The following is a 16027-nucleotide window of genomic DNA, read 5'->3' as shown; positions in this document are numbered from 1 at the left end:
GGTCACTCCGCAGCGATCGCGTGGCCGGCGAAGTTCGCGCGGCGGCTGCGGTAGTTGGCGATGCGGTCCTCGATCTCGTGACGGAAGTGACGGATCAGACCTTGAACCGGCCAGGCGGCGGCGTCGCCCAGGGCGCAGATGGTGTGGCCCTCGACCTGGCTGGCGACGTCCAGCAGCAGGTCGATCTCCGACGGATCGGCCTCGCCCACGGCCATCCGCTCCAGCACGCGCCACATCCAGCCGGTGCCTTCGCGGCATGGCGTGCACTGGCCGCAGCTCTCGTGCTTGAAGAAGTAGCTGATGCGGGCGATCGCCTTCACGATGTCCGTCGACTCGTCCATGACGGTCACGCCGGCAGTTCCCAGCGACGAGCGAACCTCGCGCATGGAATCGAAGTCCATCAGGACCGTCTCGGCCTGCTCGCGCGTGATGACCGGGCAGGATGCGCCGCCGGGGATGATGGCTTTCAAATTGCCCCAGCCGCCGCGAACACCGCCGCCGTGATCCTCGATCAACTGGCGCAGCGGGATCGACATGGCCTCTTCGACCACGCACGGCGTGTTCACGTGACCCGACAGGGACATCAGCTTGGTGCCGGTGTTGTTCGGACGACCGAAGCTGGCGAACCAGTCGGCGCCGCGACGAAGGATGGTGCCGACGACGGCGATCGACTCGACGTTGTTCACTGTGGTCGGGCAGCCATACAAGCCAGCCCCGGCAGGGAACGGCGGCTTCAGGCGCGGCTGGCCCTTCTTGCCTTCCAGCGATTCCAGCAAGGCCGTCTCTTCGCCGCAGATATAGGCGCCGGCGCCGTGGTGGATATAGACGTCGAAGTCCCAGCCGTGGACGTTGTCCTTGCCGATCAGCTTGCCTTCGTACGCCTGCTTGACGGCGGCTTCCATCCGCTCGCGCTCCAGCACGTACTCGCCGCGCAGATAGATGTAGCAGGCATGGGCCTGCATCGCGAAGCTGGCGATCAGCGCGCCTTCGATCAGCAGGTGCGGATCATGGCGCATGATCTCGCGGTCCTTGCAGGTCGCGGGCTCGGATTCGTCGGCGTTGATGACCAGGTAGTGAGGGCGATCCTTCACTTCCTTGGGCATGAATGACCACTTCAAGCCTGTCGAGAAGCCCGCGCCGCCACGGCCGCGCAGACCCGAGGCCTTGACGTTGTTGATAATCCAGTCGCGGCCAAGGTCCAACATGTCCTTGGTGGCGTTCCACGCGCCGCGGTTCTTCGCCCCGTCCAGCGTCCAGTCCTGGAAGCCGTACAGGTTTGTGAAGATGCGATCCTTGTCTTCGAGAATGCCGATCATGGCCCTCAGAGTCCTTCCGCCAGACGGCGCTTGTGGTGGCGGGTGCGCATCCAGATGGCCGCGATGACCATCACCCAGCCCGCCGCCAGCATGAAGTAGGAAAGATTGACCGCCCACGGTCCGACCGCGCCCTGACGCGAGATCAGGATCAGAAGGGCCGCGCCGACGACCATCGCCAGGCCGCCAGCCCGCAACGGACGTCCGACGCCGCGCAGTTCCTTGCGATAGGCCGCGCGGCCTTCGTCGGTGCTCAGATCAGGCGGCGCCATCAGGCCGGCGCCTTCTCGACCGGCGCCGGGTCGCTGTTCGGCAGCTTCTTGATCGGCTTGGCGGCCGACCCGTCGTAGAGTTTGGCGTCCAGCAGCGTCTTGGCGCCGCCCGCCGGTTCCGACGTAATGCGACCGGCATACGATCCCGGCTTCGGCGTCTTGCCGGCGGCGAAGTCGTCGATGATCTGGCCGATGGTCTCGGGCGTCAGGTCCTCAAAATAATAGTCGTTGATCTGGGCCATGGGCGCATTTGAACAGGCGCCCAGGCATTCGACTTCCTGCCAGGTGAAGCGGCCGTCGGCGGACAGATGATCCTTGGGACCGATCTTCTCCTTGCAGACGCGCATCAGCTCATTGGCGCCGCGCAGCATGCACGGCGTGGTGCCGCACACCTGGATCAGGGCCGTCTTGCCGACCGGCTCCAGCATGAACATGGTGTAAAAGGTCGCGACCTCCAGCACCCGAATGAAGGGCATGCCCAGCAGTTCGCCGACGGCGCGGATGGCGGGTTCGGAGACCCAGCCTTCCTGCTTCTGCACCAGCCACAGGACCGGGATCACTGCCGACTGACGACGGCTTTCCGGGTATTTCCTGATCCACCATTCGGCCTTGGCCGTCGTGTCGGCCGTGAAGGCGAACGAGGCGGGCTGTACCTTGGCGAGACGACGAACGCTCATCGGTCCACTTCTCCGAAAACGATGTCGAGCGAGCCCAAGATGGCGGACACGTCGGCCAGCTGGTGGCCACGGTTCATCCAGTCCATCGCCTGCAGCGAGCGGAAGCCCGGCGCCGAGATCTTCACGCGATAGGGTTTGTTGGTGCCGTCCGACACCAGGTAGATGCCGAACTCGCCCTTGGGCGCTTCGACCGAGGCATAGACCTCGCCCTCAGGCGTCTTGAAGCCCTCGGTATACAGTTTGAAGTGATGGATCAGGGATTCCATCGAGCGCTTCATCTCGCCACGACGCGGCGGGACGATCTTGTTGTCCTCGATCATGACCGGCTCGCCGGGGCAGTTGCGCAGCTTGTGGATGCACTGCTCCATGATCCGCACCGACTGCTTCATCTCTTCGATGCGCACCAGATAGCGGTCCCAGCAGTCGCCGTTCTTGCCGACGACGATGTCGAACTCCAGCTCGGCATAGCACTCGTAAGGCTGCGACTTGCGCAGATCCCAGGCGATGTTCGAGCCACGCAGCATCACGCCGGTGAAGCCCCACTCCAGGGCCTGCTCCTTGGACACCACGCCGATGTCGACGTTGCGCTGCTTAAAGATGCGGTTCTCGGTGACCAGGCTTTCGATGTCCTTCAGCGCGGGCGGGAACTCGTGGCACCAGCGACCGATGTCGTCGATCAGGTCCATCGGCAGGTCCTGGTGGACGCCGCCCGGACGGAAATAGTTGGCGTGCAGACGGGCGCCGCAGGCGCGCTCGTAGAACACCATCAGCTTCTCGCGCTCCTCGAAGCCCCAGAGCGGCGGCGTCAGGGCGCCCACGTCCATGGCCTGTGTCGTCACGTTCAGCATGTGCGACAGGATGCGGCCGATTTCCGAATACAGGACGCGGATCAGCTGCGCCCGGTAAGGCACCTCGATGCCCAGCAGCTTCTCGATGGCCAGGCAGAAGGCGTGCTCTTGGTTCATCGGCGCGACATAGTCGAGGCGGTCCAGATACGGCACGTTCTGGAGGTAGGTGCGCGCCTCCATCAGCTTCTCGGTGCCGCGGTGCAGCAGGCCGATGTGCGGATCGACGCGCTCGACGATCTCGCCGTCCAGCTCCAGCACCAGACGCAGCACGCCGTGCGCGGCCGGGTGTTGCGGACCGAAGTTGATGGTGAACTTGCGGTCTTCCATGTCGCGCGCGTGGGCGGTGCGCGTGTCGAGGTCGTCTTCGAACACATCGACGCCCAGCGGCAGAGTGGGGTTTCCGTCAGCCATTACGCCTGGCCTCCCGCCTTCTCGTCGCCCGGCAGGACCGGCGCGGGGTATTCGGCGCCTTCCCAGGGCGACAGGAAGTCGAACGTGCGGAACTCTTGCGTCAGCTTGACCGGCTCATAGACCACGCGGCGCTGTTCCTCGTCGTAGCGGACCTCGACATAGCCCGTCATCGGGAAGTCCTTGCGGAGCGGATGCCCCTCGAAGCCATAGTCCGTCAGCAGGCGGCGCAGATCCGGGTGGCCCGAGAACAGCATGCCGTACATGTCGTAGGCTTCGCGTTCGAACCAGTTGGCGGCCGGATAGGCCGAGATGACCGAAGGCACCGGCTGGGTCTCGTCGGTCGACACCTTGACACGCAGGCGCGCGTTCCGGGTCATCGACAGCAGGTGATAGACGACTTCGAACCGCTCCTTGCGATCCGGGTAGTCCACGCCGCAGAGGTCCAGCAGCTGCTGAAAACCGAACTGATCGCGCAGCGCCGTCAGCACCTCGACGATCCGCTCGCGCGGCGCCACCAGCGTCAGTTCGCCAAAGGCGATCTGCGCCTCGACGCCCAGCGCACCGACCATCTCCGCGCCCAACGGCGTCAGAGCCGCTTCATGTTGCGCCTGAACAGCCAACGAACTCATCGGTCGATGGTCCCCGTGCGACGGATCTTCTTCTGCAGTTGCAGCAGGCCGTAAAGCAGCGCCTCCGCCGTCGGCGGGCAGCCGGGCACATAGACGTCCACCGGCACGACGCGGTCGCAGCCCCGCACGACGCTGTAACTATAGTGATAGTAGCCGCCGCCGTTGGCGCAGCTGCCCATCGACACGACATAGCGCGGATCGGGCATCTGGTCGTAGACCTTGCGGATGGCCGGGGCCATCTTGTTGGTCAGGGTGCCGGCGACGATCATCAGGTCCGACTGGCGCGGACTGGCGCGGGGCGCCATGCCGAAGCGCTCGACGTCGAAGCGCGGCATCGACATCTGGATCATCTCGACGGCGCAGCAGGCCAGGCCGAAGGTCATCCACATCAGCGAGCCAGTGCGCGCCCAGTTGATGACGTCGTCGGCGGCGGCGACAAGATAGCCCCGCTCGCCGAGCTCCATGTTCACGGCCTCGAAGAACTTGTCGTGGACCTTGGGGTCATAGCCCTCGACGGTCGAGCGGGCGGCGGCGCCGGCCGGAACCAGCGGCGCGCCGGATGCCGTAACCAGGGTCGTCGGCGTGGAAGTGGCGACTACTCCCATTCCAGGGCTCCCTTCTTCCATTCGTATATGAAGCCGATGGTCAGCACCCCGAGGAAGACCATCATCGACCAGAAGGCGAAGACCATGCCGCCGTGCGACAGATCGAACATCGACACCGCCCACGGGAACAGGAAGGCCACTTCCAGGTCGAAGATGATGAACAGGATCGACACCAGATAGAAGCGGATGTCGAACTTCATGCGCGCGTCGTCGAAGGCGTTGAAGCCGCACTCATAAGCCGACAACTTTTCCGAGTCGGGATTCTTCGGCGCCAGCACCAGCGGCAGCACGATGAAAAGAATGCCGATCAGGGCAGCCACGCCGGCGAAGATGACGACGGGCAGATATTCGAGAAGGAATGCGTTCATTCGAAGAACCTCGTCCGCCGGGGAGAGGCGGGATTCGGCGCTTCTTAGACCCAAGAACGTCGCCGTTCAAACCCCTGCGGACATTGGCTTTTCATTGAGAATGGATCGCAAGTTTACGCGCCATATGTCGCAGGCCCGACGCTTGCGCGCCTCACGTCCGCAAAGCCCTATTGCGCGCCTGATCATGTAACCGAAAGTCATCCGAATGAGCGCAGCCAGCCGCGCCCTGAACGCCGTGGAGCGGATCGGGAATCGCCTGCCCGATCCCGTCTTCCTGTTCCTGTGGCTGATCGGCGGACTGATCGTCCTCAGCATGGTCGGCGCGGGCCTGGGCTGGTCCGCCGTAAATCCGGTGACCGGCGATCAGTTGGTCGCCAAGAGCCTGTTGTCGCCCGAGAACTTGGCGCAGTTGATCATCGGCATGCCGCGCACCCTGGCCGACTTCCCGCCGCTGGGGATCGTCATCACCATCATCTACGGCGCATCGGTCGCCGAGCGGACGAGCCTGTTCGCCACCGCCATTCGCGGCGCCCTGCTGAATGCGCCACGCGCCATACTGACGCCGATCGTCGTGATCACCGGCATGGTGTCCCACCACGCGTCGGACGCTTCCTATGTGGTCGTCATTCCCCTAGCGGCCGTGATCTTCGCCGCGGCGGGCCGCAATCCGCTGGCCGGCCTCGCCGCAGGTTTCGCCGCCGTTTCGGGCGGATATGCCGGCAATCTGTTTCCGGGCGCCAGCGATGCGCTGATCCTGGGCATCACCGAACCGGCCGCGCAACTGATCGACCCGTCCTATTCGGTGAACATCGCCGGCAACTGGTTCTTCATCGTCGGGGTGGTGTTCGTCTTCACCCCCATCGTCTGGTTCCTGACGGATCGTGTGATCGAGCCGCGCCTGGGCGTTTGGAAGCCGGCCGAGGGCGTCGCCGCACCCAACGCCTCGGAAAAACAGCCGCTGACCGCCGCCGAGAAGCGCGGCCTCCGGTTCGCCGGCATGGCGGTTCTGGGCATGATCGCGCTGTGGACCATGCTGACCTTCCTGCCGGGCTCGCCGTTCGTCGATCCCGAGGTGGACCCGGAGCAGAAGTTCAATCCGCTCTACAAGTCCCTGGTCGCCTTCTTCGCAATCACCTTCTTCGTCGCCGGCGGGGCGTATGGCGCGGGGGCGGGCACGATCCAGTCGCACCGCGACATGGTGACGATGATGCGCGACGGCATCGCCCAGCTGGCGCCCTATATCGTGCTCGCCTTCTTCGCCGCCCACTTCGTGGCCATGTTCAACTGGTCGGGCCTCGGCCCCATACTGGCGGTCCATGCGGCGGCGGGCCTGAAGGGCCTCGCCCTGCCCGCCCCGCTGTTGCTGATCTGCGTCGTCTTCGTCTCGTGCTTCTTCGACCTGTTCATCGGCTCGGCCTCGGCCAAATGGTCGGCCCTGGCGCCCATCGTCGTGCCCATGTTCATGCTGCTGGGCATTTCACCCGAGATGACGACGGCCGCCTATCGGATGGGCGATTCGGTCACCAACATCGCCACACCGTTGATGAGCTATTTCCCGCTGATCCTGACCTTCGCCCAGCGTTGGGATCCACGATTCGGCCTGGGATCGCTGATGGCGACCATGCTGCCCTATGCCGGGGCCTTCCTGATCGCCGGTCTGGCCATGGTGGCGGCCTGGGTGGCCTTCGACCTGCCGTTGGGGCCGGGCGTCGGCGTCCACTATGAACCGCCCGCCCCGGCCGTGGCCGCTCAGGAGCCCACGAGCGGCGGCCTGGCGGGCCCGCACAGCCCGCCCCAGGCGGCGATCGTCACGCCGTCCACGGCCCCGTCGCGTTGAGGGTCGCGTTTCTCCGAAAAGGTCGCTTGACGCGATGTGTCAGCCCGCCTAAACGACGCCCCTCGCCGGGGCGCACAGCCGCTTCGGCCGGGAAACGCGGGTGTAGCTCAGTTGGTTAGAGTGCCGGCCTGTCACGCCGGAGGTCGCGGGTTCGAGCCCCGTCACTCGCGCCACTCTCTCTAGCAATAGAAGAGTGGCGCACACCGCCTTCCCAAGAAGCTTTCGAAACAGCTCAAAAGTTTCGACCTGATACGCGGGTGTAGCTCAGTTGGTTAGAGTGCCGGCCTGTCACGCCGGAGGTCGCGGGTTCGAGCCCCGTCACTCGCGCCACTTCTTTTCCAGACATTGCAAAAAGAAGTGGCGCGCCCCGTTCTTCGGAAACGCGCCCCATTCAATCGCTGATCGCCGTGCGTCTGCACGACCCCATCAATGCAGCGGCAGGGCCGTATCCGGGTTCACGAAGGCCGCCTCGCCCGTCAGCTCGCCATAGACCATGCACAGGTCCTCGAACACGCGGTTCCAGGCGAACTGGCTGACCGCCTTCTCGCGCGCCGCCAGACCGATGGCTTCGATATCGCGCGCGAACAGGGCCTCGACTGCCTCGGCATAGTCGCCGGCGTCCGCGCTGACCGCCAACTGGCCCACGGTCTCGTCCACCGTTTCGGCGACCCCGCCCGCGTTGACGCCCACCACGGGGCGACCGCACGCCATGGCCTCCAGCACGATCAGGCCGAACGGCTCCTTGTCGTTGGCGTGAACGAAGGCGTCGCAGCTGGCGATGATCTTGGCGACGGCCTTGGGGTCGCTTTCATAGGGCATGGAGATGACGCGATCCTCCTCCGGCATCCCGGCGCCTGCGCCGACCAGCACAAGATAATAGGGCGCGCCCAGCTTTTGGACCGCTTCGATCAGCACATCGACGTTCTTCTCCTTCGCGGGCCGTCCGGCGAAGCAAAGCAACCGGGCGTCCTCGCCCAGGCCCAGCTTGTTCAGCAGCCATTGGCGGTCCCGGCGTTCCGGCCGGAAGGTGTCGATCTCCACGCCCAAGGGACGGATGACGATATTATCAACGCCGGCCTCCTCAAGCCGTCGCGCGATGAAACGGCTGGGCGACACCACCCGGTCGAACTGGGAAAACAGTTTGGCCCAGCGCTTCTCGACCGGCTTCTTGGCCCATTCGCCGAAGTGCAGCGCCGCCAGCCCCGCAGGATCGGAGTGGCAGAAACCGACGACCGGACATCCGACCCGCTGGCCGGCCTCTAGCGCCCCCTGCCCCGGCGTATAGGGATCGCCGGCTTCAATGATCGACGGCTTCATCGCCGCCACCCAGGCGCTCCAGCGCTTCACCGAACTAGGCCAGCGATAGCCGTCGCCGAACGGCAGCTTTGTGGCACGCAACTGCACGATGCCGTCGGCGCGCGCCTTGTGCCGGGCGCCGGGCACGATCAGCGAATGGCTGACCCCGGGCCGGTTCGATTCGATCCAGGCCTTCTTGGACAGGATGTAGCGTTTCACCCCGCCCGAGCGCGGCGCGTACAGCATGGTGGTGTCCACCAGACGCGGCCGCTCGTCCATCGCGGCCGCCTTCAAGGCCCGCAAGGTATCCGCGACTTCCACGTCCAGCCCCGGAATCAGTCGGAGTTCGCTTTCCTGAACGTCGAGGTCTGTCATGCTCATGGGGTGTTCTCGCCTGGTCTGGGCTGTCGAACGCCGAAGGGGTTCGTTGGATGCGTCGTCGGGACGCGGCCTTTAGACCTTGCGACGGCCGTAAACCCCGTCGCGGCAAAGCTCAAGTGCGGCGCGATGCAAAACCCTCCGTATCCAGCGCAACAGGCGCAAACCGCAGAACGCGGGTCCGATCATAGGCGGCCGCGCAAGCCATGCGGCCTTGCATTCGCCTCAAATTCGATAAACTTGGAAGGCTGGCGCGGACCCTGCTAAGGGGTCGGCGTAACGTGATGCGTGACCACCAGGGGTTTCTACCGAATGCGTATTTTGCTCGCGACCGCCGTAGCGATCGCCCCTTTGATGGTCGCCACCGGGTCTCAGGCCGAGATCGTTATCTCGACCGCCCGCACGACGCCGATCCAGACTTCCAATGCCACCGGCACGGCTGCTGATAACATCCGCATCGCTAGCGGCGGCAGCGTCGCCGTCGCTTCAGGCGCAGCGGTGACCTTGAACTCGAACAACACGGTCGATCTGGACAGCGGCAGCTCGATCACCATGGACAAATCGGCCGACGGCTCGACCGGCATCTTGGTGAACGGCGGCAACACCGGCTCGGTCATCGTCGGCGGCACGATCACCGTCAACGACACGCAGGAAACGGCCGACATCAAGGATACAGACGGCGACGGCGACCTCGATGGTCCCTTCGCCACCGGGACCAACCGTTATGGCGTACGAGTGACCGGCGCCTCGCCCTTCACTGGCAACATCCTGATCGAAAGCACCGGGGCGATCGCCGTCGAAGGCAACAACTCCTACGGTTTGTCAGTCGAATCAGCCGTGAACGGCAAGCTCCAGAGCTTGGGCACGGTGCGTGTCACCGGGAATGACAGCACCGCCATTCGCACGACCGGCCCCATATCGGGCAACGTCGATCTTGCAGGCTCCATCTCGGCGCTTGGCGCCAATGCGACCGGCGTCTCCATCGAGGGCGATGTCGGCGGCGCGTTGAAGATTCATTCCTCGGTGGTGGCCACGGGCTACCGCTACACGACCCCGCCGCCCGCTCGCCCCACAACGGGCACGTTCGACAACGCGACGACCCTGTTCCTCGACGAGTTGGACGCCGATGACCTGCTTCAGGGCGGGCCGGCCGTACGAGTCGGCGCGAACGTCGCCGGCGGCGTGCTTCTGGACAAGGCTCTGGCCTATTCTGACGCAGGCATCGAAGGCGACGACGACAAGGACGGCGTCAAGAACGGCGACGAGGATGATGACGGCGACGGCATCAAGAACCGCGACGATCCCGATCGTGACGGCGACGGTATCCCGGACGTCAGCGAAACGACGGCCTCGATCACCTCGCTGGGCGGCGCGCCTGCGTTGCTGATCGGATCCACCACAAATACAGTGACCCTCGGCGCCGTGGGCACCGGCGATGCGGCCTATGGCCTGATCAACCGTGGCACAATCATTGGTTCCGGCCTCTATTCCGGCGTCGAATCCCGTGCGCTTCAGCTGGGCGTCACAGGCGGCCAAGCCGTCAACGTGGTTGGCGGTGTCCGCAACGAAGGCGGCATCGCCTCGACCGCCGTCGACGCCAACGCCACCGCCATCTGGGTGGGCTCGGGCGTCACTGCACCGACCATCAACAACTCGGGCAACATCCAGGCGGTCGCCTCAGGCAAACTGACCGAAAACGCCACCGCCGTCCTGATCGGCGCCGGCGCCAATGTCGGGTCGCTGACCAACACCGGCAACATCGTAGCGTCCTTTGGTGGCAACCACGGCTCGGCCACAGTTATCCGCGACCAATCGGGTTCGCTGACGCAGCTCAACAACGCCGGTTCGATCATCGGCTCGTTGACGCCCAGCACCACAGACACCACCCCGGTGGACGGAACCGTCACCGCGATCGACCTCTCGGCCAACACGACCGGCGTCACCCTTCGCCAATACGGCATCCCCGCCGCCGAGGGCAGCACTGCTGTCGATACCGACAAGGACGGCGTGCCGGACGCCAACGAACCGGCCATCGTCGGCGCGATCAAACTGGGCTCGGGCGCCGATACGCTCAACATCGAAAACGGCGTCGTCTCGGGCGACATCGACTTCGGCGCGGGCGCGGATCGTCTGAACATCAGCGGCGGCGCGGTCGTCTCGGGCGCCATCAAGAACGCCGACGGCCTTCTGGACATCAACGTGTCCAAGGGCACCCTGGCCGCCACCCAGACTGGCGCCACGGCGATCTCGAACCTGAACATCGGCGCGGAAGGCACGCTGCTGGTGAATCTGGATCCGGCCAACAATACCGCAGGCGGCTTCAACGTCAGCGGCAATGCGACCCTGGCGACCGGTTCCACCCTGGGCGTCCGCTTCTCGTCGCTGCTCGACGGGCCTGAGCGGTTCGACATCATCACGGCCGGCACGCTCAACGTCGGCCAGATCAACCAGACCCTGCTGTCGGGCAACTCGCCCTACCTCTACGTCGTCGAAGGCGGTGTGAATCAGGCGGCGAACACCGTCTATGTCGATGCGCGCCGCCGCACGGCTTCGGAAGCCGGCCTGATCCCGGTCGAGGCCTCGGCCTACGACGCCGTCTATGGCGCGCTGGGGTCCAACGAGACGCTTCGCAATCTCTTCCTATCACAAACGTCGCGCGACGGCTTCATCGACGCCTACGAGCAGATGCTGCCCGACCATTCCGGCGGCCCGCTGATGTCGCTGTCGGCCGGCGTCGATGCTGTGACGCGCGCCCTGACGGGTCGCAACGCCGTCGCCGCGCCCGGCGAGACCAGCGCCTGGGTGCAGGAAATCAACTTCTACGCCGACAAGGACAAGACCGACTCCTACGGCTTCCGCTCGGAAGGCTTCGGCGTCGCGGGCGGCGTGGAGAAGGGCTCTAGCCTGGGCGCCTTCGGCATCTCGGCCGCCTTCACCTCGTCCGACATCAAGGATCCCGAAGCCGAGGCTGAAGAGGTCCTGTCGGCCAACCTGCTTGAACTGGGCCTCTACTGGCGTGCTCAGGGCCAGTACTGGACGACCTGGGCCCGTGCGGCCGGTGGTTACGCCTCCTTCACCGCCGACCGTTCTCTGGTCGCCAGCGGCGTCTTCTTGAACAACAAGTCCGACTGGCACGGCTGGACGGCGGCGGTCGCCGGCGGCGCATCCTATGAGCGCAACTTTGGTCGCCTGAACATTCGCCCGGAAATCTACGGCGAGTATTTCCGCCTGTCCGAAGGCGCCCGCAGCGAGACTGGCGGCGGCGACGGCTTCGACCTCGACATCGATTCGCGCGACAGCCACATCTTCTCGGCTGTGGCGGCAATGAACATCGGTTACGGCTTCGGCCGTAACGGCTGGGTGCGTCCCGAACTTCGCATCGGCTATCGCCAGAACATCTCGGTGGACGCCGGCGAGACCATCGCCCGCTTCGCCAGCGGCGGCCCCGACTTCATCCTGTCGCCCGACGCCGTCGAAGGCGGCGGACCGATTCTGGGCTTCCGCCTGAACTTCGGCAACGAACTGGGCATGCTATCGCTGACCGGCGACGCCGAACTGCTGGAAGACTACGTCCGCTACTCGCTGCTGCTGCGGGCCAGCTTCCGCTTCTGATCGAAGCGAACGCCAGAAACACGAAAGGCCGCCGGATCGCTCCGGCGGCCTTTTTGTTTGGTAGGCGGCGACGGGTTCGAACCGCCGACCCTCTCGGTGTAAACGAGATGCTCTGACCAGCTGAGCTAGCCGCCCTCAATGCAGAGCCGGGCTTATGCCCGTTGGACGTCAGCCGTTCAAGGCGCTTTTCAAACCTTCCCCGGCGCGAAAGCGTGCGGTGCGGGATGCGGGGCGCGCCACAGCGGCCCCCGTTTGAGGATTGCGGGCGACGCCGGCCTTGCGCTCGACGGCGACGAAGCTGCCAAACCCGATCAGCTTGACGTCTCGACCATCCGACAGCGCTTCAGCCACACCATCGGTAAAGGCCTCAAGCGCCGATTTCGCCTGGTCGCGGCTGATGTTCGCCGCGCTGGCCATTCGGCCGATCAGTTCCGCTTTGGTCATCTGTCCTCCGAACGAATCACTAAAGGGCAGATCGACGGTTGCGTCAAAAACGAAAACGCCGCCGGCATGCTCACCGGCGGCGCTCCGCGTTCAACTTGACGTTAATGGCTGACGGCGGCCGTGGGCCCGTCGATGGGCGGAACCGGCGCCGGAAGCGGTTCCGACGCCTCGTCCCATTCCACCGGCGTCAGCGCGCCGACCAGCGCCCACTTCAGCGCCTCATCCGCCGTGGAGATCGGCACGATCTCCAGCGCCGACTTCACATTGTCCGGCACCTCGGCGAGGTCCTTCTCGTTCTCCTGCGGAATCAGCACGGTCTTGACGCCCGAGCGGAGCGCCGCAAGTAGCTTCTCTTTCAGGCCGCCGATGGCGGTGACCCGTCCGCGCAAGGTGATCTCGCCGGTCATGGCGATGTCCTTGCGGATCGGCACGCCCGTCAGGACTGAGACCATGGCCACGGTCATGGCGACGCCGGCGGACGGACCGTCCTTGGGCGTTGCGCCGTCCGGCACGTGGACGTGGATGTCGGTCTTCTCGAACACCGGCGGCTTGACGCCGAAGTCGAGCGCTCGCGACCGAACGTAGGAGGCGGCGGCGGAGATCGATTCTTTCATCACCTCCTTCAAGTTGCCGGTCACGGTCATGCGACCCCGGCCGGGCATCTTGATCGCCTCGATGGTCAGGATGTCGCCGCCGAACTCTGTCCAGGCCAGGCCCGTGACGATGCCGACCTGATCTTCCTCGTCCGTCTCGCCATAGCGAAACTTCTTCACGCCCGCGTATTCGGCCAGCTTGGCGTCATCCACCGTGATCGTCTTGGCGCCCGTCTTGGCCATCTCGCGCACGGCCTTGCGCGCCAGTCCGCCCAGGGCGCGTTCCAGTGACCGCACGCCGGCTTCGCGGGTGTAGTAGCGGATCAGGTCGCGGATCGTGTTTTCCGGCACGATCAGCTCGTCGGCCTTCAGACCATGGTCTTCCAGCTGTTTGGGCAGGACGTGACGCTTGGCGATCTCGACCTTCTCGTCCTCGGTGTAGCCAGACACCCGGATGATCTCCATCCGGTCCATCAGCGGCTGCGGCATGTTCAGGCTGTTCGCGGTCGTCACGAACATCACCTGGGACAGGTCGTAGTCCACCTCCAGATAGTGGTCGCCGAAGGTCGAGTTTTGAGCCGGGTCCAGCACCTCGAGCAGAGCCGAGGACGGATCCCCGCGCCAGTCGGACCCCAGCTTGTCGATCTCGTCCAGCAGGACGAAAGCATTGGTCGTCTTGGCCTTCTTCATCGACTGGATGATCTTACCGGGCATGGAGCCGATATAGGTCCGGCGGTGGCCGCGGATCTCGCTCTCGTCGCGCACGCCGCCGAGGGACATGCGGACATACTCACGCCCGGTCGCCTTGGCGATGGACTTGGCCAGCGAGGTCTTGCCGACGCCGGGAGGTCCGACGAGGCACAGGATCGGCCCCTTCAGGCTGCCGGTGCGGGCCTGGACGGCCAGATACTCGACGATCCGCTCCTTGACCTTCTCCAGGCCGAAGTGGTCCTCCTCAAGGATTTCCTCGGCCTTGGCCAGGTCGATCGGCTTCTGCTTGGCCTTGCCCCACGGCACGGACAGCAGCCAGTCGAGGTAGTTCCGAACCACGGTCGATTCGGCCGACATCGGCGACATGTTGCGCAGCTTCTTGACCTCGGCCTCAGCCTTGGTGCGGGCTTCCTTGGACAGGCGCGTCTTACGGATGCGCTTCTCTAGGTCCATGATCTCGTCGCGCGCGTCGTCGGTCTCGCCCAGCTCGCGCTGGATGGCCTTCATCTGCTCGTTCAGATAATATTCGCGTTGGGTCTTCTCCATCTGGCGCTTCACGCGCGAGCGGATCTTCTTCTCGACCTGTAAGACCGAGATTTCGCCCTCCATCAGGCCATAGACCTTCTCCAGCCGCTTGGGCACGTCGAAGGTTTCCAGCAGCCCCTGCTTGTCGGCAATCTTGACCGACAGATGGGCGGCGACAGAATCAGCCAGCTTGGAGGCGTCGGTAATCTGGGGGATGGAACTGAGGGCCTCGGGCGGCACCTTCTTGTTCAGCTTCACATAGTTCTCGAACTGCTCGACCACGGCGCGCAGCATGGCCTCGGCCTGCGAGGCGTCGCCCGGCTCATCCTCGATCTCGACGGCCTCGGCCTCGAAATACTCCTCGCGGTCGGTGAAGCGGGTCAGGCGCGCACGGCCCTTGCCCTCGACCAGCACCTTCACCGTACCGTCGGGCAGTTTCAGCAGCTGAAGCACGGTGGCCAGCACGCCGATGGGATAGATGGCGTCCGGCGACGGATCGTCGTCGACGCTGTTCTTCTGGGTCGCCAGCAGGATCTGCTTCTCGCCCTTCATGATTTCGTCCAGCGCCTTCACGGACTTCTCACGCCCCACGAAGAGCGGCACGACCATGTGCGGGAAGACGACGATGTCTCTCAGCGGCAGGACGGGCAGGATCTTTGGTTCAGTCATGATGCGTACTCCTGGGCCATTGATCATCTCCGGCCCGCCGCCACGGTCCGCCGGGCAAGAGGCCCGACCGGCGCATGACGGCCCGTCGATTCCGACGGCGTTCGGATGAGTATGTGGTTTGAAAGACCCGCGGTTCAAGCGTGACCGATGAACGGCCCACATCTGCGTGGTCGCACGGCCCGCGATCACGCCGATTTACGCCTACATTATGCGACGAGACGCTTTCGACATGGCGGCTTTACGGGGTTCGGGCGTCTTCTGTGGGGCCGAGGAGATGACCCATGAGCCGTTCACACCTGCTGGCGGAATCGCTGAAACGCCCCGCCCCAAAGCCGACCTCGGTCCAGATGGCGATGACCTTCATCGGCGCCCTGTTCGGCGCGCCGATTCCTCGGGGGCCGTCGCGATGATGCAGGGCCATGTCGAAGGCGGGGCCTCAGACCCCGTCCCACCCCGACGATACCGGGTGGTGCCCCGCGCAGGCGGCTGGGCCGTGGCGGTCAACAAGGCCACGACACGCCCCCTGCCCGACCGGGCGTCTGCCGAACGCCTGGCCGCGAGGTTGCAGGCCGAGGCCGACCGCCTGAACCGCGACCAGCACAGGCGCCCGCAATGATTGCGGCGGTTCCCCCGTCGCCGCCGGCCATCGAAACCCTGACGATCCAGCCCGTCGGCGCCCGCTGGCGCGTCACCTCCAGCGATGGCCTGTTCGAAGGCGTGTTCACCGACGCCAAGAGCGCCGTCCAATGCGCCAGGGCCGAAGCGGAAGCCCACCCCGGTCACATTCTGGTGCTGGCGGATGCCCGCCCGACAGCCTGACCCCTCGAATCGGAAACGAA

15 protein-coding genes and 3 tRNA genes are annotated in these 16027 nt (G+C 65.1%); 7 read left to right on the top strand and 11 right to left on the bottom strand.

From position 1 onward, the window contains the following. Positions 1–2: 2 nt before the first annotated feature. The 7 genes from nuoF to CHRYSEO8AT_RS14260 form a co-directional block, all read right to left on the bottom strand. A complete protein-coding gene (gene nuoF, locus CHRYSEO8AT_RS14290; RefSeq protein WP_159851109.1) occupies positions 3–1316 on the bottom strand; it encodes an NADH-quinone oxidoreductase subunit NuoF in 1314 nt (437 codons plus the stop codon). A gap of 5 nt (positions 1317–1321) precedes the next feature. Continuing rightward, positions 1322–1585 (bottom strand): hypothetical protein, encoded by a 264-nt coding sequence (locus tag CHRYSEO8AT_RS14285; RefSeq protein WP_159851107.1) that lies wholly within the window; start codon positions 1583–1585, stop codon positions 1322–1324. Further along, positions 1585–2262, bottom strand: a complete 678-nt coding sequence (gene nuoE / locus CHRYSEO8AT_RS14280) for an NADH-quinone oxidoreductase subunit NuoE (protein WP_159851105.1) — start codon at positions 2260–2262, stop codon at positions 1585–1587. The genes CHRYSEO8AT_RS14285 and nuoE overlap by 1 nt, the downstream gene beginning before the upstream one ends. Continuing rightward, positions 2259–3437 (bottom strand): NADH-quinone oxidoreductase subunit D, encoded by a 1179-nt coding sequence (locus tag CHRYSEO8AT_RS14275; protein ID WP_159851760.1) that lies wholly within the window; start codon positions 3435–3437, stop codon positions 2259–2261. Before CHRYSEO8AT_RS14275 ends, nuoE begins: the two co-directional genes overlap by 4 nt. 83 nt (positions 3438–3520) lie before the next feature. After that, positions 3521–4150, bottom strand: a complete 630-nt coding sequence (locus CHRYSEO8AT_RS14270) for an NADH-quinone oxidoreductase subunit C (RefSeq protein ID WP_159851103.1) — start codon at positions 4148–4150, stop codon at positions 3521–3523. Beyond that, positions 4147–4776, bottom strand: coding sequence for an NADH-quinone oxidoreductase subunit B family protein (locus CHRYSEO8AT_RS14265; protein ID WP_159851101.1), 630 nt, complete (start codon positions 4774–4776; stop codon positions 4147–4149). Before CHRYSEO8AT_RS14265 ends, CHRYSEO8AT_RS14270 begins: the two co-directional genes overlap by 4 nt. Next, positions 4746–5123, bottom strand: a complete 378-nt coding sequence (locus CHRYSEO8AT_RS14260) for an NADH-quinone oxidoreductase subunit A (RefSeq protein ID WP_159851099.1) — start codon at positions 5121–5123, stop codon at positions 4746–4748. The genes CHRYSEO8AT_RS14265 and CHRYSEO8AT_RS14260 overlap by 31 nt, the downstream gene beginning before the upstream one ends. A 205-nt stretch (positions 5124–5328) precedes the next feature. Between CHRYSEO8AT_RS14260 and CHRYSEO8AT_RS14255 the strand changes: the two genes are divergently transcribed. The 3 genes from CHRYSEO8AT_RS14255 to CHRYSEO8AT_RS14245 all read left to right on the top strand — a co-directional run bounded on the left by CHRYSEO8AT_RS14255 (position 5329) and on the right by CHRYSEO8AT_RS14245 (position 7290). Then, positions 5329–6960, top strand: a complete 1632-nt coding sequence (locus CHRYSEO8AT_RS14255; RefSeq protein ID WP_159851097.1) for an AbgT family transporter — start codon at positions 5329–5331, stop codon at positions 6958–6960. 96 nt (positions 6961–7056) lie between these two features. Next, positions 7057–7133, top strand: a tRNA-Asp gene (locus CHRYSEO8AT_RS14250). A gap of 80 nt (positions 7134–7213) precedes the next feature. After that, a tRNA-Asp gene (locus tag CHRYSEO8AT_RS14245) sits at positions 7214–7290 on the top strand. Between the two features lie 96 nt (positions 7291–7386). Here CHRYSEO8AT_RS14245 and CHRYSEO8AT_RS14240 read toward each other — a convergent pair. Further along, on the bottom strand, positions 7387–8637 hold the full coding sequence (locus CHRYSEO8AT_RS14240; protein WP_159851095.1) for a glycosyltransferase: 1251 nt from the start codon (positions 8635–8637) through the stop codon (positions 7387–7389). A 309-nt stretch (positions 8638–8946) separates the two neighbouring features. Here CHRYSEO8AT_RS14240 and CHRYSEO8AT_RS14235 point away from each other — a divergent pair, with 309 nt between their 5' ends. Beyond that, a complete protein-coding gene (locus tag CHRYSEO8AT_RS14235) occupies positions 8947–12246 on the top strand; it encodes an autotransporter outer membrane beta-barrel domain-containing protein (protein ID WP_159851093.1) in 3300 nt (1099 codons plus the stop codon). Between the two features lie 58 nt (positions 12247–12304). On the opposite strand, the gene CHRYSEO8AT_RS14230 is transcribed toward CHRYSEO8AT_RS14235, so the two are convergent. The 3 genes from CHRYSEO8AT_RS14230 to lon all read right to left on the bottom strand — a co-directional run bounded on the left by CHRYSEO8AT_RS14230 (position 12305) and on the right by lon (position 15188). Then, positions 12305–12381: transfer RNA gene (locus CHRYSEO8AT_RS14230), tRNA-Val, on the bottom strand. 33 nt (positions 12382–12414) lie between these two features. Further along, positions 12415–12690 carry an HU family DNA-binding protein gene (locus CHRYSEO8AT_RS14225; RefSeq protein ID WP_159851091.1) on the bottom strand — a complete coding sequence of 92 codons (276 nt, stop codon included), beginning with the start codon at positions 12688–12690 and terminating at the stop codon, positions 12415–12417. Positions 12691–12791: 101 nt separating this feature from the next. Further along, on the bottom strand, positions 12792–15188 hold the full coding sequence (gene lon, locus CHRYSEO8AT_RS14220; protein WP_159851088.1) for an endopeptidase La: 2397 nt from the start codon (positions 15186–15188) through the stop codon (positions 12792–12794). 281 nt (positions 15189–15469) lie between these two features. Between lon and CHRYSEO8AT_RS16240 the strand changes: the two genes are divergently transcribed. Genes CHRYSEO8AT_RS16240 through CHRYSEO8AT_RS14210 form a run of 3 tightly spaced genes read left to right on the top strand, consistent with a single transcriptional unit; the run spans position 15470 to position 16007 of the window. Then, positions 15470–15598, top strand: a complete 129-nt coding sequence (locus CHRYSEO8AT_RS16240; protein WP_255451491.1) for a hypothetical protein — start codon at positions 15470–15472, stop codon at positions 15596–15598. Then, on the top strand, positions 15595–15804 hold the full coding sequence (locus CHRYSEO8AT_RS14215; RefSeq protein ID WP_159851086.1) for a hypothetical protein: 210 nt from the start codon (positions 15595–15597) through the stop codon (positions 15802–15804). Before CHRYSEO8AT_RS16240 ends, CHRYSEO8AT_RS14215 begins: the two co-directional genes overlap by 4 nt. Next, entirely contained in the window at positions 15801–16007 is a 207-nt protein-coding gene (locus tag CHRYSEO8AT_RS14210; protein ID WP_159851084.1) for a hypothetical protein, read from the top strand. The genes CHRYSEO8AT_RS14215 and CHRYSEO8AT_RS14210 overlap by 4 nt, the downstream gene beginning before the upstream one ends. Positions 16008–16027 lie beyond the last annotated feature (20 nt).

Origin of the sequence: Brevundimonas sp. G8, assembly GCF_902506205.1 — a bacterium.
GTDB lineage: Bacteria > Pseudomonadota > Alphaproteobacteria > Caulobacterales > Caulobacteraceae > Brevundimonas.
This window is presented reverse-complemented; position numbering and strand designations above follow the sequence as displayed.

Bases quoted from the DNA above. Each gene is read 5' to 3' on its own strand.
- CHRYSEO8AT_RS14210 (WP_159851084.1), top strand. From the start codon at position 15,801: ATGATTGCGGCGGTTCCCCCGTCGCCGCCGGCCATCGAAACCCTGACG.
- CHRYSEO8AT_RS14240 (WP_159851095.1), bottom strand. From the start codon at position 8,637: ATGAGCATGACAGACCTCGACGTTCAGGAAAGCGAACTCCGACTGATT.
- CHRYSEO8AT_RS14215 (WP_159851086.1), top strand. From the start codon at position 15,595: ATGATGCAGGGCCATGTCGAAGGCGGGGCCTCAGACCCCGTCCCACCC.
- CHRYSEO8AT_RS14235 (WP_159851093.1), top strand. From the start codon at position 8,947: ATGCGTATTTTGCTCGCGACCGCCGTAGCGATCGCCCCTTTGATGGTC.
- CHRYSEO8AT_RS16240 (WP_255451491.1), top strand. From the start codon at position 15,470: ATGAGCCGTTCACACCTGCTGGCGGAATCGCTGAAACGCCCCGCCCCA.
- CHRYSEO8AT_RS14275 (WP_159851760.1), bottom strand. From the start codon at position 3,437: ATGGAAGACCGCAAGTTCACCATCAACTTCGGTCCGCAACACCCGGCC.
- CHRYSEO8AT_RS14285 (WP_159851107.1), bottom strand. From the start codon at position 1,585: ATGGCGCCGCCTGATCTGAGCACCGACGAAGGCCGCGCGGCCTATCGC.
- CHRYSEO8AT_RS14260 (WP_159851099.1), bottom strand. From the start codon at position 5,123: ATGAACGCATTCCTTCTCGAATATCTGCCCGTCGTCATCTTCGCCGGC.
- nuoE (WP_159851105.1), bottom strand. From the start codon at position 2,262: ATGAGCGTTCGTCGTCTCGCCAAGGTACAGCCCGCCTCGTTCGCCTTC.
- CHRYSEO8AT_RS14265 (WP_159851101.1), bottom strand. From the start codon at position 4,776: ATGGAAGAAGGGAGCCCTGGAATGGGAGTAGTCGCCACTTCCACGCCG.
- nuoF (WP_159851109.1), bottom strand. From the start codon at position 1,316: ATGATCGGCATTCTCGAAGACAAGGATCGCATCTTCACAAACCTGTAC.
- lon (WP_159851088.1), bottom strand. From the start codon at position 15,188: ATGACTGAACCAAAGATCCTGCCCGTCCTGCCGCTGAGAGACATCGTC.
- CHRYSEO8AT_RS14225 (WP_159851091.1), bottom strand. From the start codon at position 12,690: ATGACCAAAGCGGAACTGATCGGCCGAATGGCCAGCGCGGCGAACATC.
- CHRYSEO8AT_RS14255 (WP_159851097.1), top strand. From the start codon at position 5,329: ATGAGCGCAGCCAGCCGCGCCCTGAACGCCGTGGAGCGGATCGGGAAT.
- CHRYSEO8AT_RS14270 (WP_159851103.1), bottom strand. From the start codon at position 4,150: ATGAGTTCGTTGGCTGTTCAGGCGCAACATGAAGCGGCTCTGACGCCG.